The 16,049-nt window shown below is 58.7% G+C and carries 14 protein-coding genes and 1 tRNA gene; 11 read left to right on the top strand and 4 right to left on the bottom strand.

Going from position 1 to position 16,049, the window contains the following annotated elements; genetic code table 11:
* The first annotated feature begins 125 nt into the window (after positions 1-125).
* Positions 126-1,259, top strand: coding sequence for a tyrosine-type recombinase/integrase (locus tag F8B91_RS11810; RefSeq protein ID WP_196504036.1), 1,134 nt, complete (start codon positions 126-128; stop codon positions 1,257-1,259).
* A 39-nt stretch (positions 1,260-1,298) separates the two neighbouring features.
* Here the strand turns inward: F8B91_RS11810 and F8B91_RS11815 are convergent.
* Positions 1,299-1,373 (bottom strand) — tRNA-Val (locus F8B91_RS11815).
* Between the two features lie 80 nt (positions 1,374-1,453).
* Positions 1,454-1,813 (bottom strand): cell cycle two-component system response regulator CpdR, encoded by a 360-nt coding sequence (gene cpdR / locus F8B91_RS11820; protein WP_196504037.1) that lies wholly within the window; start codon positions 1,811-1,813, stop codon positions 1,454-1,456.
* A gap of 165 nt (positions 1,814-1,978) precedes the next feature.
* Between cpdR and F8B91_RS11825 the strand changes: the two genes are divergently transcribed.
* From F8B91_RS11825 to ade, 3 genes are all read left to right on the top strand, one after another.
* Positions 1,979-2,860, top strand: coding sequence for an N-formylglutamate amidohydrolase (locus tag F8B91_RS11825; protein ID WP_196504038.1), 882 nt, complete (start codon positions 1,979-1,981; stop codon positions 2,858-2,860).
* Positions 2,861-3,165: 305 nt separating this feature from the next.
* A complete protein-coding gene (gene hisN, locus F8B91_RS11830) occupies positions 3,166-3,960 on the top strand; it encodes a histidinol-phosphatase (protein WP_196504039.1) in 795 nt (264 codons plus the stop codon).
* Positions 3,957-5,750 (top strand): adenine deaminase, encoded by a 1,794-nt coding sequence (ade, locus tag F8B91_RS11835; RefSeq protein ID WP_196504040.1) that lies wholly within the window; start codon positions 3,957-3,959, stop codon positions 5,748-5,750. The genes hisN and ade overlap by 4 nt, the downstream gene beginning before the upstream one ends.
* A gap of 42 nt (positions 5,751-5,792) precedes the next feature.
* On the opposite strand, the gene dksA is transcribed toward ade, so the two are convergent.
* Both dksA and F8B91_RS11845 read right to left on the bottom strand, forming a co-directional pair.
* Entirely contained in the window at positions 5,793-6,209 is a 417-nt protein-coding gene (dksA, locus tag F8B91_RS11840; RefSeq protein WP_196504041.1) for an RNA polymerase-binding protein DksA, read from the bottom strand.
* Between the two features lie 94 nt (positions 6,210-6,303).
* On the bottom strand, positions 6,304-7,575 hold the full coding sequence (locus F8B91_RS11845) for an NAD(P)/FAD-dependent oxidoreductase (RefSeq protein WP_196504042.1): 1,272 nt from the start codon (positions 7,573-7,575) through the stop codon (positions 6,304-6,306).
* Between the two features lie 86 nt (positions 7,576-7,661).
* On the opposite strand from F8B91_RS11845, the gene F8B91_RS11850 reads away from it, so the two are divergent.
* From F8B91_RS11850 to F8B91_RS11880, 7 genes are all read left to right on the top strand, one after another.
* A complete protein-coding gene (locus F8B91_RS11850) occupies positions 7,662-9,032 on the top strand; it encodes a hypothetical protein (RefSeq protein ID WP_196504043.1) in 1,371 nt (456 codons plus the stop codon).
* 9 nt (positions 9,033-9,041) lie between these two features.
* Positions 9,042-10,454 (top strand): surface lipoprotein assembly modifier, encoded by a 1,413-nt coding sequence (locus tag F8B91_RS11855; protein ID WP_196504044.1) that lies wholly within the window; start codon positions 9,042-9,044, stop codon positions 10,452-10,454.
* A gap of 38 nt (positions 10,455-10,492) precedes the next feature.
* The gene (locus F8B91_RS11860) at positions 10,493-11,353 is read left to right on the top strand and encodes an ATPase (RefSeq protein WP_196504045.1); all 861 of its coding nucleotides are present in this window, start codon (positions 10,493-10,495) and stop codon (positions 11,351-11,353) included.
* Between the two features lie 4 nt (positions 11,354-11,357).
* Positions 11,358-12,275, top strand: a complete 918-nt coding sequence (locus F8B91_RS11865) for a homoserine O-succinyltransferase (protein ID WP_196504046.1) — start codon at positions 11,358-11,360, stop codon at positions 12,273-12,275.
* A 58-nt stretch (positions 12,276-12,333) separates the two neighbouring features.
* Positions 12,334-13,767: a YcjX family protein gene (locus tag F8B91_RS11870; RefSeq protein ID WP_196504047.1), complete on the top strand. Its 1,434-nt coding sequence runs from the start codon at positions 12,334-12,336 to the stop codon at positions 13,765-13,767.
* A complete protein-coding gene (locus F8B91_RS11875; protein WP_196504048.1) occupies positions 13,764-14,795 on the top strand; it encodes a YcjF family protein in 1,032 nt (343 codons plus the stop codon). Before F8B91_RS11870 ends, F8B91_RS11875 begins: the two co-directional genes overlap by 4 nt.
* 64 nt (positions 14,796-14,859) lie before the next feature.
* Complete coding sequence (locus F8B91_RS11880) at positions 14,860-16,047, top strand: GNAT family N-acetyltransferase (RefSeq protein ID WP_196504049.1); 1,188 nt, start codon at positions 14,860-14,862, stop codon at positions 16,045-16,047.
* The last annotated feature ends 2 nt before the right edge of the window (positions 16,048-16,049 follow it).

The raw sequence follows: 16,049 nt of genomic DNA on the forward strand, positions 1-16,049 counted from the left end.
TTCCCGCATGGCGGGGCCACCAAATCAACCTTGCTTGCCGCCTGCCGCAGGGGCGCGCTAGCCTATGCCAAGATCGGCAACCGCTATCTGGTGACCAGGGCCGACATGCAGGGATGGATTGAAAAATGCCGCGCAAAGCAAAACAGGCCAGATACTGGTTCCGCCGCCGGGCCGGCCGCCCCACCAAGCTTGTCATACTCGACCATGGACGAGAATACGAAACTGGCCTTGGAGAATGCGGCGATCGCGAAGCTGAGGCAGCGCTCGCGCAATACCTCGCCGGCAAGCACATTGCCAACACGCAGGAACGTGACCAGGCCAAGATTGAAGTTGGTGAAGTCCTAGTCCTCTATCTCGAACAGCACGCGCCGGAAACCCGCAGCGCGCCGCAGATTGCTGCCCACGCCAAGGCCTTGTTGCCGTTCTGGCGCAACCGGAAACTGAATGAGGTGAAGGCCTCGACCTGCAAAGACTATGCGCGCGAGCGAAGCCGTGCGGTCAGCCTCTCCACCGTGCGGCGCGAGCTGGTCACGCTGCAGGCGGCGATCAATTACTGGCACGCCGAAAGCCCCCTGATCTCGGTGCCCGTGGTGACGAAGCCGCAGGAATCGCGCCGCCGCATCCGCTATCTGCGCCGCAGCGAGGCGGCAGCACTTCTGTGGGCCTGCCGGCGTCTTTCGCGGCGGGTGCGGATCGGCGGGCAAGGGGCCGAGATCATCTATGACTACAGCCATGTGGCGCGCTTCATCCTGATCGGGATCTATACCGGCACCCGCCACGGCGCGATCAACGGCCTGCGCTGGTATGATTCCGAAGACAGCGGGCACATCGACGTGGCGGCCAAGCGCATCTTTCGGCGCGGTTCGGCCGAGGATGAATCGAACAAGCTGCGGCCCACTTCGCGCTTGCCCAACCGGCTGCTGGCGCATTGCGAGCGCTGGTGCCGGCAGGATCTGGGCCGGGGCCCGCAGGCCGCCATCATCCGCTGGAACGGCAAGCGCATGGTGAAGCAGGAACGCGCCTGGGAACTGGTGCGCATCGAGGCCAAGCTTGGCGCTGATGTCACGCCGCACACGCTGCGCCACACCTGCGTCACCTGGGCGCTGCAGGCGGGCATGGAACCATGGGACGTGGCCGGCCTGACCGGCATGTCGCTGAAGACGCTGGAAGCGACCTATGGCCACCAGGATGCCGACTTCCAGCAGGCCGCCGCCCGCGCATTCATGGGCGTTTCATGGGCAAAAACTGGAACAGATTAAGGTCGTGGACCAGATGAGTGTGATTTTATTGGGGGAAAATGGTGGGCGGTACAGGGATCGAACCTGTGACCCTTACCATGTCAAGGTAATGCTCTACCGCTGAGCTAACCGCCCACGAGGACTTGCGGTGTGGGCCGTATATCGGCCAAGTGCGGCACTTGCAAGCACGGAAAGTGAGAAGCTGAAAAGGCGGTTCAGGCCGCCATCAGCCGGTTCACTTCATCCACCAGGTCACGCAGATGGAAGGGTTTGGAAAGAACCTTGGCGTCTTTCGGCGCCTGCGAATCCGGGTTCAGCGCCACGGCGGCAAAGCCGGTGATGAACATGATCTTCATGGAAGGATCAAGCTCGGAGGCGCGCCTGGCCAACTCAATTCCGTCCATTTCCGGCATCACAATATCAGTGAGCAGCAGGTCGAAATTCTTGTGCTTGACCTCTTCATAGGCCGAAGCACCCTCGGCAAAGGATGTGACGCGATGGCCAGCCTTCTCCAGCGCTTTCACCAGAAAGCGGCGCAGATCATCATCATCTTCGGCCAGTAAGATTTTCACCATGCATCCTTTTGGTCCGCCCGCCCCGGAATCGTCAAGACGCCTTGCGGACTAGAGTTAAGCAGGTGGAATCTAGGCGCCGCAGGTAAACACCAGGTGAAGCCCGCCCATATGGACAAGGTTCTTTCCCCCGCGCATAGTGGTGCTTCGAAGCGGGTCCACGCATTGATGACTGAACATTTGTTTGAATTGCTTGCGCCGGCCAGATGGCAATCCGCCATTGTCTTTGACAGCCCGCATTCTGGCAGCGTGATGCCGGATGATTTCGTTTCCAAGACTCGGTTGAACGCCAGGGATTTGCGCCAGTCCGAGGACAGCCATGTCGACGCCCTGTTTTCCGGCTGCCTCGCTGCCGGTGCACCCATGCTGCGCGCACTGGCCTCGCGGGCCTATCTGGACCTCAACCGCGAGCCCTATGAGCTTGACCAGAGACTTTTTTTTGAAACTTTACCCGGTTACATGAATCCCGGCTCATCACGGGTGGCGGCGGGCTTCGGCACCATCCCCCGGCTGGTGGGCGATGGCCATGAAATCTACCGCGGCCGGCTGATGCTGGCGGACGCGCTGGCCCGCATCGAGAATTTCTACAAACCCTATCACCGCCAGCTGAAAGCGCTGCTCGATGAAGTGCATACGGCAACCGGCACAGTGCTGCTGGTCGATTGCCATTCGATGCCATCCAGTGCTGCCCGCCCCAGTGCCGGCACTTCGCGCGCAGTGGATGTGGTGTTGGGTGATCGCTTCGGTTCGGCTTGTGCCGCCGAGATCACCACCCTGGTGGAGGAGTTCCTGACCAGCCGAGGTTTGCATGTGGTGCGTAACAGGCCCTATGCCGGCGGCTTCATCACCGAGGTTCACGGTGCACCGCAACATAACCGCCACGCGCTGCAGATCGAGATCAACCGCGGCCTCTATCTCAACGAGCACACACTGGAACTGCTACCCAATTTCATCGCCCTCAAACCGATCTTTGACCGCCTGGCGCGCGAACTCAGCAAACTGATGGATGATTTCCGGGTGGAGCAAACCGCTTTGAAGGCCGCAGAATAGCGGTCCGGGCAAAAAAAGGGGCCTGTGCAATGCACAGGCCCAAGTCTAGGGAGGAAACGCCCAAGAAGGGCTACGAGAGAGGATCGAAACCCGTCATCTCGCAAAGCAACATTTGACCTTTGGGACAAAGAATTCAAGTGAAATGATCGCTAAATTCCGTCAGCTTCTTTCAAATACGCTCACGAATGAGCAGTTTCAGGCACAAATGACTTCCCAAACAAGAACTTAAAAACGATATGCGCCACATGCAATGCCGCCTTCATCTTGCTGCATTGCACAATAATCAGCCTCAATGACCGTCGAGCATGCAGCAAAATACCGAAATTCAAACACTTACCGCCTTCGCCAAAGACCTCGCCCACGCCGCCGGGGAAGCGATCCTGCCGCATTTTCGGCAGCCTTTGAGAATCGACAACAAATTAGGCACCGGCTGGGACCCAGTGACTGAGGGCGACAAATCCGCCGAACGCGCCATCCGTGCGCTGATTGAGAAGCATTATCCAACCCACGGCATCATCGGCGAGGAATTCGGCACCAAGACCGGCAGCTCACCTTATACTTGGGTGCTCGACCCGATCGACGGCACGCGCGCCTTCGTCATCGGCCTTCCCGTCTGGGCTACGCTGATCGGACTTTACCGCGACGGTGAGCCCATCATCGGCGTGATGAACCAGCCCTATGTGGGCGACATGTTCTACGGCAATCCGGACGGCGCATGGCTCGATCATCATGGTGCCATCAGCAAGATAACCTGCGCTGCCAACAAGCCGCTGCAGCAGGTGTTGGCAGGGACCACCGCGCCAGAACTCCACAAGACGAACGCTGCGGAATTTGAGCGCTTACGCAAATCCGTGCAGCTGATGCGCTATGGCGGCGATGCTTATTTCTTTTCCCTGCTCGCCGCCGGGCATCTCGATCTGGCGCTCGATGCAGGCTTGCAGATCTATGACATCGCGGCCCTGATCCCGATCATCCGTGGCGCAGGTGGCATTATAGGTTGTTGGGATGGCAAGGACGAATCCAAGGGTGGCAATATCCTCGCAGCGTCCAGCCAAGCGCTGTTTGATGAAGCCTCAAAGATTCTCAACGGTGCCGCATGAGCAAACTTCCTTCTTGGCCCGATTGCGCGGCTGATCTTGTCGCTGTGGCCGCAGGCCGCAAAACCGCTGACACGGTGATCACCAATGCCAAATGGGTGAATGTCCATTCCGGCGAAATCATTCCGGATACACAGATCGCCATCGCCCGCGGCCGCTTCGCCTATGTCGGCCCCGATGCCAAACACTGCACTGGCCCCAAGACCAAGATCATCGATGCGGCGGGCCGCTATGCCTGTCCCGGATTCTGCGATGGGCATATGCATGTCGAAAGCGGCATGCTCACGGTCACCCAATTTGCCCGCGCCGTGGCCCCGCATGGCACAACCTCGATGTTCATCGACCCGCATGAAATCGCCAATGTGCTGGGCCTCGAAGGCGTGCGGTTGATGCATGATGAGGCCATCGGCCTGCCCCTGAATATTTTCGTGCAGATGCCAAGCTGCGTGCCCTCTGCCCCCGGCCTGGAAACGCCCGGCGCTACCATCACGCCTGAAGATGTGGCAGAAGCCATGCAATGGCCAGGCATTATCGGCCTCGGCGAAATGATGAACTTCCCTGGCGTGATCAATGGCGATGCCAAGATGCTGGCGGAAATTGCCGCCACCCAACGCGCCGGCAAAACCGTGGGCGGGCACTATGCCTCGCCCGATCTCGGCCCGCCCTTTGCCGCCTATGTGGCGGGCGGCCCCGCCGATGATCATGAAGGCACGCGCGCCATCGACGCCATTACCCGCGTGCGCCAGGGCATGCGCGCCATGTTGCGTTTGGGCTCGGCCTGGTACGATGTGGCCACGCAAATCAAGGCCGTGACTGAACAAGGCATCGACCCGCGCAATTTCATCCTCTGCACCGATGACTGCCATTCCGGTACGCTGGTGAATGAAGGCCATATGAACCGCGTGCTGCGCCACGCGATTGCACAAGGGTTGAAGCCCATCACGGCGATTCAAATGGCCACGCTCAACACTGCCAGCCATTTCGGGCTGGAGCGCGAATTGGGCTCGATCACACCGGGCCGCCGCGCCGATGTGGTGCTGACTTCTGACCTGATCACCCTGCCCGTTGAACTGGTCATGGCGCATGGCGAAGTAATCGCCGAGAATGGCAAACTCACCGCCACTTTCCCGGCTTTCACCTATCCGCCCAAGGCCAAGAACACCGTCAACATGAAACGCGATGTGACGGCGGCTGATTTTGACATCACGGCCCCATCCGGCGCCAACCAGGTGAAGGCGCGCGTCATCAAGGTGATCGAGAACCAGGCACCCACAGGGCAATTCGTGGCCGAGCTGCAGGTCAATTCCGGCCTCGTCGCCATGGATGCCAAGGCCGATGTGTGCCAGATCGCCATCGTGGAACGCCACGCGGCCACCGGCGGTGTGGTCAATGCCTTCGTCTCAGGCTTTGGTTACACCAAGCCATGCGGCATGGCGTCGAGTGTCGCCCATGACAGCCATCACATCATCGTGGTGGGCACCAGCAAGACGGACATGGCAATGGCTGCCAACCGCCTGCGCCAGGTGGGCGGCGGCGTGGTCATCTTCAGCGAAGGCAAGGAACTGGCTTTGGTTGAACTGCCCATCGCCGGCCTGATGTCGGATGAGCCTGCCGAGATCGTCGCCGCCAAGGCCGAGAAACTGGTAGCCGCCATGCAGGAATGCGGCTGCAATCTCCACAACGCCTATATGCAACATACGCTGCTGGCGCTGGTGGTGATCCCTGAACTGCGCATCAGCGACAAGGGCCTGATTGACGTGACCACGTTTAAACGGGTGGAGCTGTTCGTTTAAAGGTGCACCCAAAAGAAAACCCGCCGAAGCGGGTTGGGATTTTTATTCGTCACGGTAAACCCGCTCGCGTTTTTCGTGGCGCTCTTGGGCTTCGATGGAAAGCGTGGCGATCGGGCGGGCATCGAGGCGCTTGAGGCTGATCGGCTCGCCGGTCTCTTCACAATAGCCGTAGGAACCATCTTCGATACGTTTCAAAGCGGAATCGATTTTGGAGATCAACTTGCGCTGGCGGTCACGGGCCCGCAATTCGAGCGAGCGGTCCGTTTCCGAAGAGGCGCGGTCGGCCGCATCAGGGAGAATGTGGTTTTCCTCCTGCAGATGCCCAATCGTCTCCTTGCTTTCGCGCAGGATGTCGTCTTTCCAGTTCAGCAGTTTGGTCTTGAAATAAGCCAGTTGCTTGTCATTCATGAACGGTTCCTTCTCCGAAGGAACATAGTCTTTCTCAAGAACGTCAGACATAAAGTATCTCCAGGAAGCCGGTGAATTTTGGGCGCTTATAGCGACGACCCATCTCACCTACAATACTTGCAATTATATTGAGTTCCGCTCCCAGTCAGGCGCGCGATTCGTCATATTTGTCTCGAACCTGCATCCACCAGTAGCTCGCCTGGACACCCACCCGGCCAAGCGGACCGAAGGTGAAAGCTGGGCCAAAGGGCTTAAACCGCCGGTATTCTTCGTCCCCATCAGCAATCGCGCGGGCCAGCAGAATCCCCGCCATGGCCGTGGTATTGAGCCCATGCCCACCAAAAGCCGTGGCATGCCACTGGCCATCCGCGCCGCGCCCGATGATCGGCATTTTATGCACCGCATAGCCCATCAGCCCAGCCCAAGCGTAATCGATCCGCGGATTGCCCAGTTGCGGATAGACCGAAAGCATGTCGCCCTTCATGCGCTCTGCCAACCGTGAAGGCTCAGACACCCGCGTGGTGATCCGCCCACCCCAGAGAATGCGGCCTTCATCGATCAGGCGGTAGTAATCCCCTGCCCGCCTTGTATCGGCAATAGCGGCATGGGTGCGAATCGCGTCCTGCACCAGAGGCTCCGTCACCGCGATATAGGTGGCCACCGGAAGCACCGCCTTGTGCACTGGGTTGTTGAGACTGCGCCCCAGGGACGACACGCAATGCACCACATGCTGGGCGCTGACTGTCCCACGCGGCGTGTGAATGGCAAATCCGGCTCCCTGCTTTTCAATGCGGCTGGCAGCACAATTTTCCACGATCATCGCACCGGCTCTGCGCGCCAACGCGGCCAGCAACAGCACATAGCGCAGCGGGTGAATGTGAAAGGCCGAAGGATTGTGCAGCGCACCATGATAGCGCGCACTCACCAGCTTCTCGCGCAGCACTTCAGGCGGCAGGAAGCTGACCGGTTCGCCCAACTCGTGGCGCATGGTTTCAGCATATTCTTCCATGCCGCGCGGATTGTGGCGCAGTGCCACCATCCAGCCATCACCCATTTTGATATCGGGCTGGTGGGTGGCAATGGTGCCTCGCATATATTCCGTGCCGCGCTGGGAAAGGCCATAAAGCGCACGCGCATCCTCGCGCCCCAGCTTGCGAACGAGATCGGAATATCCGAGCGCGAAGCCGCTCGACACAAATCCGCCATTGCGGCCCGAAGCGCCCGAGCCAATGAGGTGGGCCTCGAGTAACAACACAGAGCGCCCGGTCTTCGCGAGTTCCAATGCAGTGGTCAGTCCGGCAAGCCCGCCGCCGATCACGCAAACATCAAAGCTGCGACCATCCGGCAATTCATCCAGCGCGCCACGCTTTGCAGTCGCCTCATACCAGATTGATGAAAGGTTAAGAGGCTGTACCATTGCGGAAATATGATCCTGTTAAGCTTAACGTAAAATTATCACAAGCACGGCATCCTATGGAAGCCTGCCGATTGTGTGAGAGTAACATGCGTATTTTGTTTGGATTGAGTTTGGTGCTTGGCGCCACGGCCTTGTCGGGCTGCGTGAGTGATACCTATCAGAACCTTACCTCGGGAAGCCTCGGCTGCACCACGTCAAGTGTTTCGGTGAATTGCGGAAGCACCAGTACCACCAACAACCCGACCACTCCCACCACGACCACCACAACGGGGACCGGCACAACAACAGCCACCACCCAGAACACCGGCAACAATACCAATTTCACCACCGGTGACACAACGCTGATCCTGGAAGGCTCTATCGTCAAATCCATCGTGGGCGCAAAGCCCGGCCTGTCAAGGTTGCTCGATTCTCCGCTCAACCACCTCACCGCCAACCAGACGGCCAATACCAAGATCCAGTTCAACACCAACACCTCAACCAACAGTGCCTGGCCGGTGGCCAAGACCATGGCTTACAGCGAATATGGCACTTGCGAGTTGGATGGCGGGGTCGATACCTCTAACCCCGGAAAATGCGTGAACGGCACGGGCGGCACCGGTTTGCAGGGCGATTACAAGCTCTACCGCGCCTATCAGAAGAACGTGTATGACGAGGAGCTACAACTCTGGACATGGAACGATAGCTACGCCACCCAATACCGTGACGTGACGGCCAGCGGCACCGACCCGCAGCATCAGGCCTGGTCTTTCGGCGGCAATTACACACCTACTGCCAGCATGCCCACTTCCGGCACGGTGAACTATACCGGCAAATTCACTGCCACCGCGAAGAGCGCCAACTTCGTTGACGTGCCGCACACCACCCAGTGGGACCCGAACCAGCTCTCGATCAGCAATGGCAAAACCATGTCACGCGACAATGACTGGCGCGTATTGGGTGACAGTGCACTCACTGCCAATTTCGGTTCCGGCGCCTTCTCTGGAACACTCACGCCGAAATTCTGGGAAGCCCGCAATGAATCCCAGGCTCTCGAAACGATTGACGTGGACCAGGCGCTCGCCAACAGCGCCACCGGCGATTGCTATTTCGGCGTCAACGCTTGTGATCCCAACACCTTAACCGGCGCTGCCAACTATTCCAACTGGCAGAACCATGCAGGCTTCATGGACAGCACAGTTAAGTTGGCGGGCACGATCACCACCAGCACCACCGACACGTTGAAGCCCAACCAGATCACCGGAACGGCCACGCTTGACAGCACCGATGGCTGGATCACCTCGGACACGACCAATCCGATGTATGGCGGCTTCTTCGGCGCTGGCGCCAAGGAAGTGACCGGCGCCTTCGCTGTTGACGCCACCTACCCCGAACCCAGCGATGGCAAAAAGGCCATCAATGATGATCGCCGCGGCTATCTGTCGATGAGCGGCATCTTCCACGGCACAGCACCGTAAGGAGACGCTTTGGGGGCCAGGGCCGGACTGCAAAATGGGTTTAAGGGGCGCAAATGGATTTGCGCTCTTTCCGCTTTGCTGGGCCTGCATCTCATCGCGTCTGCCACGCCTGCAAATGCCAGCCCGCAAATTCAGCCCAATGATATTGCAGTCTTCCAGGCTGCCAATGAAGACCAGCGCACCCATATCCTGATCAAGCTGGTGCAGGCTGGCTTTCTCGATGCGGCCGAGGAAATGCTGCATCGCTTTCCGTTGCAGGGCCCCAAGGCCCAGAACCGAACGCTGTTCATTGAAGGCGCGATCTATGAAAAGCGCGGCCAATTGCCCGCTGCCGCCGCCAAGTTCCGCGCCGTGCTGGCCAGCGATCCACAGGCCACTTTGGTGCGCGCTGAGCTGGCCATGGTTCTGGCCCGCATGAATGAGACGGGCAGCGCCAAGCACCATTTGCAATTGCTGGAAGGCGAGATGGATGATCCGAACCAGCGCGCCGGCATCCGCTCCTTCATCGACCGTATTGATGCCAGCCATCCGTTGACCTTCTCCGGCTTTGTCTCGCTGAGCCCCAGCACCAATATCAACCAGGGCTCATCGCATGATACTGTGTACAGCCCAGGTTTCGGCGGCACCAATGGCGTGGATTCCACCGGTTCGATTTCCAAGGCCAGCCAGAAGCAAAGCGGCATCGGCATCAGCGCAGGCGGCAATGTGGGCTATGCCAAGATGCTGTCTCCGCATTTTCAGGCGGTGTTGGCGGCAAGCGCCTCAACCACGTACTATCCGCAACTGCGCACCGCGACTTTGGGCCTCAGCCAATCAGCAGAAATCCGCCGCGTAGGTCCCAATGGCTTTGTCGGTTTCGGCGCCATCGCTTCTGAAGGCATCGACCCCGAAGGCGTGAACTTGACCTATAATTCCTACGGTCCGCGCGTCTCTTTCCTGCGCCGCTTCTCACCGCGCGATCAATTGTCCGGCAGCGCCACTTATGAATGGCGCACCTATCAGAACAACCCCACCTCCAATGGCACCGCTCTGACAGTCTCTGCTGTGTTGACCCATGCTCTTGACGCCAGCGCCAACGTGGCGATGATCGGGGGCTACGAGAATGTTAGCCAGCAACTGGATTTCAACTCCTATCAGGACCTCACTGTAGGTGCGGGTTTCTACAAGGAAATGCAGCACGGCATTACGCTGCAGGGCCAGGGCACAGCCCGCTTTGCGATCTTCGATGCCGAAAACCCTTTCACCCTGTCCACCAGACAAGACACACTTCTCACAGGCGCGCTCACCCTCACCAAGCGCGACTGGAACTGGTTCGGCTTTGCGCCGGCGCTGAACTACACTTACCAGCGGAATTTCAGCAATATCTCGCTTTATGACTTTGACAGCCACGCGCTGGATTTCCGCCTGACGAAAGATTTCTGATCCTTGTCACCCCTGTAGCAACTGGCTAAAGGGCTGCCATGCGCTTCAAATCCGGCCAGGACTTCCTTTCCCTTCCCTCAAAATCGGTGACGGTTATGGGCATGTCGGGCGTGGGCAAAACCACGCTGGCTGCCCTGCTGCAGAAGGAAAACTGGTTCCAGTATTCGGTCGATTACCGCATCGGCACGAAATATATGGACGAGCACATTGCCGACAATTTCAAACGCGAGGCGATGCACAATCCGTTCTTGCGTGACCTGCTGCGGTCGGACTCGATTTACATCCGCTCCAACATCACCTTCGACAATCTCTCGCCGCTGTCTACCTATCTTGGCAAGCCCGGCAGTGAGGCCAAGGGCGGCATTACCTTCGCCGAATACAAGAAGCGCCAGGGACAGCACCGCGTGGCGGAAATCCAGGCGCTTCATGACGTGCCGGCCTTCATCGATCGCGCCAATGATGTCTATGGCTACCAGAATTTCATCTGTGATTCAGGCGGCTCGCTCTGCGAAGTTGTGGACCCTGACAATGCCGAAGACCCGGTGCTGCGCGCGCTGGCTGACAACACACTGCTGCTCTACATCGAAGGCACACCTGAACACGCCAAGATGCTGATTGACCGTTTCCGCAAAAACCCGAAGCCGATGTATTACCAGCCAGCCTTCCTCGACCAGAAATGGGACGAGTATAAATTGCTGAACGGGCTGCAGGCCGAGGCCGATGTGGACCCCAATGGCTTTGCCGTCTGGGGCTTTGAACAGCTGATCCATCACCGCATCCCCCTGTACCGCAAGATCGCTGACAATTTCGGCTACACGATCCCGATGAGCGAAGTGCCCAAAGTGGCCAATGAAGACGATTTCGCCAAGCTCATCGTCCGCACCATCGACAAGGCATAGTTCAATGCCCATCCGCATTCCCAACAATCTGCCCGCCCGCAAAGTCCTCGAAAAGGAGGGCGTCAATGTCATGACCGAGGCCACCGCCAACCGGCAGGACATCCGCCCGTTGCGCATCGGCCTGCTCAACCTGATGCCCAACAAGATCAAGACCGAGACGCAGTTTGCGCGGTTGATCGGTGCATCGCCGCTGCAGGTGGAGATGACCTTGATCACCACCGGCAGCCACACGCCGAAGAACACTTCGGCTGAGCACATGCTCGCCTTCTATCAGCCTTGGGCTGATCTGAAGGACCAGTATTTCGACGGGCTGATCATCACCGGCGCGCCGGTGGAATTGCTGCCCTTTGAAGATGTGAATTACTGGACCGAGCTGACGCAGATTTACGAATGGGCGAAATCCCACGTCCATTCCACCTTCAATATCTGCTGGGCCGCACAGGCCGCGATCCACCATTTCCACGGCGTGCCAAAATATCCGCTGCCGCAGAAAGCCTTCGGCATCTACGCACATCGCAACCTAAATCCGGCCTCTCCCTATCTGCGCGGCTTCTCGGATGACTTCTCCATGCCCGTCTCGCGCTGGACCGATGTGCGCCACGCTGACTTGCCCAAGCAGGGCCTGGATATTTTGCTCGAGTCCGATGAGATCGGCCTGTGCCTGATCAACGACCCGAAGAACCGCCAGCTGCTCATGTTCAACCACATTGAATATGACACTGATAGTTTGGGTGAAGAATATCGCCGCGATGTGGAGGCCAAGAAAGCCATCAACAAGCCGGCGCATTATTTCCCCGGCGATGATCCGGCGAAGCTGCCAGAAAATCGCTGGCGCGCCCATGCACATCTGCTGTTTGGCAACTGGATCAACGAGGTCTATCAGACCACGCCTTTCGACCTGAAGGACATCGGCAAAGCCTGAAATCCTTGAATTTCAGGGCACTTCGCTCCATCTATTGCGGCTGGAGAGGAGAACGCCTTTGAGTTGGACCAGTGTGATAGACACCAGCCGTATTGCTGCTGGCGGCCTTGCTGATTTCGCCACGGGCCTCACCTCGCCGTCCCTTCGCCTTGGGGTCACCGGGCTTTCACGCGCCGGCAAAACCGTTTTCATCACCGCTCTGGTTCACGCCTTGCTGAAACAAGCACGGCTTCCGGTTTTTGAAACCCAGAGCGAAGGCCGCATCCTGCGCGCCTATCTGGAGCCACAGCCCAATGATGACCTGCCGCGCTTTGCTTATGAAAAACATCTTGAGGCATTGACCGGCGAGAACCGCCATTGGCCCGAAAGCACACGCCAGATCAGCCAACTGCGCCTGACGATTGAATATGCGCCCGAGAGTTTCTTCGCGCGCAACTTCTCTTCCGGCAAGCTGCATGTCGATATTGTGGATTATCCCGGCGAATGGCTGCTGGACCTACCCTTGATGCAACAAACCTACGCGCAATGGTCGGCCTCTGTCGTCGCCTTGAGCCGCAAGTCCCCACGGCTTGAGCTGGCGAAGAACTGGCACGCGCATCTTTCCACACTGCAAACTGATGCACGCGCGGATGAACTGCAGGCGGTGAAGGCGGCCGAGCTTTTCACCACCTATCTCGCCTCGTGCCGCAACCGGCAAGCCTCGCTGTCCAGCCTGCCGCCGGGGCGTTTTCTGATGCCGGGCGATCTGGAAGGTTCGCCCCTACTCTCCTTCGCACCGCTCGATGTGACGCCGGATCAAAGTTTTGAATCAGGCACACTCGGCGCGCTGATGGAGCGGCGTTACCAATCCTATGTCTCGCATGTGGTGAAGCCGTTTTACTTCGGCCATTTCGCCAGGCTCAATCGGCAGATTGTTCTTGTTGATGTGATGTCAGCGCTCAATGCCGGTGTTCACGCCGTAGGCGATTTGCGCAGCGCCCTCACCGATATCTTGGCCTCGTTCCGGCTGGGTTCAAACGATATCGTCTCCAACGTCTTCGGCAAGCGCATCGACAAGGTTCTGTTCGCCGCCACCAAAGCTGACCTGCTGCATCACACCAGCCATGACCGCCTACAGTCCATTCTGCGCCTGCTGGCAAGCGAGGCCGCCCAGAAGGCCGAATTCAGCGGTGCCACCTATGATGCGCTGGCGCTCTCCGCCATTCGCGCCACGCGCGAAGCCACGGTCACACGCAAAGGCGAAGAACTGCCCTGCATTGCAGGCACGCCCGAGAAGGGCGAGAAGATTGGCAGCGAAGTTTTCGATGGCGCAACCGAAGCTGCCATTTTCCCTGGCGATCTGCCGCTGCATCCGCAAGCCGCCTTGCAGGGTTTGAGCGAGGGCGCATTGCAATTCGTGAAATTCCGTCCGCCACTTTTGACCGGCGAAACCTTCCCCCATATCCGCCTCGACCGTGCGGTTGAATTCCTGCTCGGAGACCGCTTTCCATGACTGAGAAAATTCGAAGGCCGGAAGCGTTCACCATTCCGAAGGAAGCCGCAAAACCGAAAGCGCCTCACATTGAATTCACCCCGCTGGTGGAGGAACATACGCTGGTCGAAGCGCCTATGGCGCAAGCCAATGCCGCCAAGCGCCGCTGGGGCTGGGGTTCTCTGCTGATCGGCAGCCTGGTGGCGATCCTCGGCCTGTGGCTCAGCTTCACCGCCAGTCAGATGATCGAAAGCTTCTTCACCTGGTCCCTCACTTTGGGCTGGGTTTCAGTCGCACTGTTCTCGCTGGCGGGGCTGGCCTTGCTGATGATCGTGCTGCGCGAAATCTGGGGCATCATGCGCCTGCGCCGCATCGAGCACATCCAGATCGCTTCGGCCCGCGCCATCAACCAGAATGATGAAGCCGCAGCCAAGCATGTGGCAGCAGAACTCAAGAGCCTGTACCGCAGCCATTCCAGCATGGCCTGGCCGCTGAAATCGTGGGCCGAGCATGAGGGCGACATTATCGACCCGCCCGCCGCGATGCGTCTGGCCGAGCGCATCCTGTTGGAACCGCTGGATGAGGCGGCGCATCGCATCATCGCCAGACGTTCCCGCAAAGTCACGCTGCTCACCACTATTGCCCCCACGGCCGCCCTTGATGTGCTGCTCGTCGGCACGCAAAATTTGTTCATGATCCGCGAGATCGCAGCACTCTATGGCAGTCGGCCTTCGTTCTTCGCCACCTTGCGATTGGCACGGCTGGTGGCAACGCATCTGGCCGTCACCGCCGGTCTGGCGCTATCCGATAATTTCATCCATCTGTTTGTCGGCAAGGGCCTGCTGGGCAAACTTTCGGCACGCTTTGGCGAAGGTGCGGTGAACGGCATCCTCACTTCTCGCATCGGCCTGGCCGCCACCGATGTGTGCCGCCCGATCGCCAGCACGGCCTCGAAAAGGGCCACTTTGGCCTCACTGATCAAGGAACTGGCCGGTTTTGAAGGCGCGCAGCCGGAACCGCAGGTTGAGGCCATCCCGCCAAGCAATTAAGCATTCCATAACGCGACGCGCCCTAAAACACGGGCTTCCGCTATGACAAAAGCGGGAGAGCCGCATGGGGGTGGAGTTTTGGAGCTTGCATGAACAGGAACAGCTTTGGCCGAAGGGCAAGCTGCCCAAGGGCTGCAGGCTGATTCACGTCACCACGTTGCAGAGTCTCGCTCGCCTAGCTCCCGCCTGGCGCACGCTGGAGCAAACCAGTGCCGTGCGTCCCACGGTCTTCCAGAGCTTTGATTGGGTTTCGCATTGGTGCGAAGTTTTCGCCTGTCCCGAAAGCCGTGTTGAGCTGAGCGTTGTTGTAGGTTACCGCGGCGACGAAGTTGTTTTCATCGCACCTTGGCAAAAGGCCCACCGTCCCGGCATTTCACGTCTGGTCTGGCTGACCTATCCGATGGCGCAATATGGCGATGTTCTATGCCAAGCCGGCGAAGATGCCAGCATGTGGCTGGACAGCGCGGTTGCGATGATGAAACGTCAGGGCAATTACGACCTTTTGCACTTGCGCCATGTGCGCAAGAGCAGTGTCTTTTATCCCTATGCGATGTCGAGATTCTTTGATGGCAAGCTTTACGAAAAGGCCCCGTGGATGGATTATTCAATCTATCCGGATGCCGAGAGCTATGAAGGCCGCCTGACACGCCAGCAGAGGAAGCACCGCAAGCATGTGCGCGGCAAGTTGGAAAAAATCGGCGAAGTGAAATTCGAAACCCTGGAACCCGGGCCTCGTTGGGACGAAGTGCTGGATCTCGCACTGTCTGAAAAGCGCGACTGGCTTGAAAGCAACGGCCTCGTCAGCGCCGTGATCTCCGAGAAGCGCCATGATGAATTGTTGAAGACCCTGGGCCACCGCGACCAAGGCGACGTGAAGATTGATCTCACGCAGCTCAGCGTCAACGGCAATTCCGTGTGTTGGGAAATTGGCCTGCGCTATGGCAAAACGCACTACTGCTACATTATTGCGCGCCGCAATGCCGTGAAGGATCAATCGCCCGGCCGCCTGCATTTTGAATTGAACCAGCGCCGCACATTCCAGGAGGGCTTGACGTCCTTTGACCTGCTTTCACCCAACGATGCCTACAAGGAATCCTGGGCCAACAGCGCTGAGCCGGTGAATGATTATTATTATCCGCTCACCGCGCGCGGTTCGGTTTACGGCAGGCTCTATATCAGCCTGTTGCGTCCGACCCTGCGTCGGCTTTACAACTACGCTCCAGTCAGCCTCAAGCGTGCAGTCGCCCGCTAAGC

This window comes from Aestuariivirga litoralis, assembly GCF_015714715.1.
GTDB lineage: Bacteria > Pseudomonadota > Alphaproteobacteria > Rhizobiales > Aestuariivirgaceae > Aestuariivirga > Aestuariivirga litoralis_A.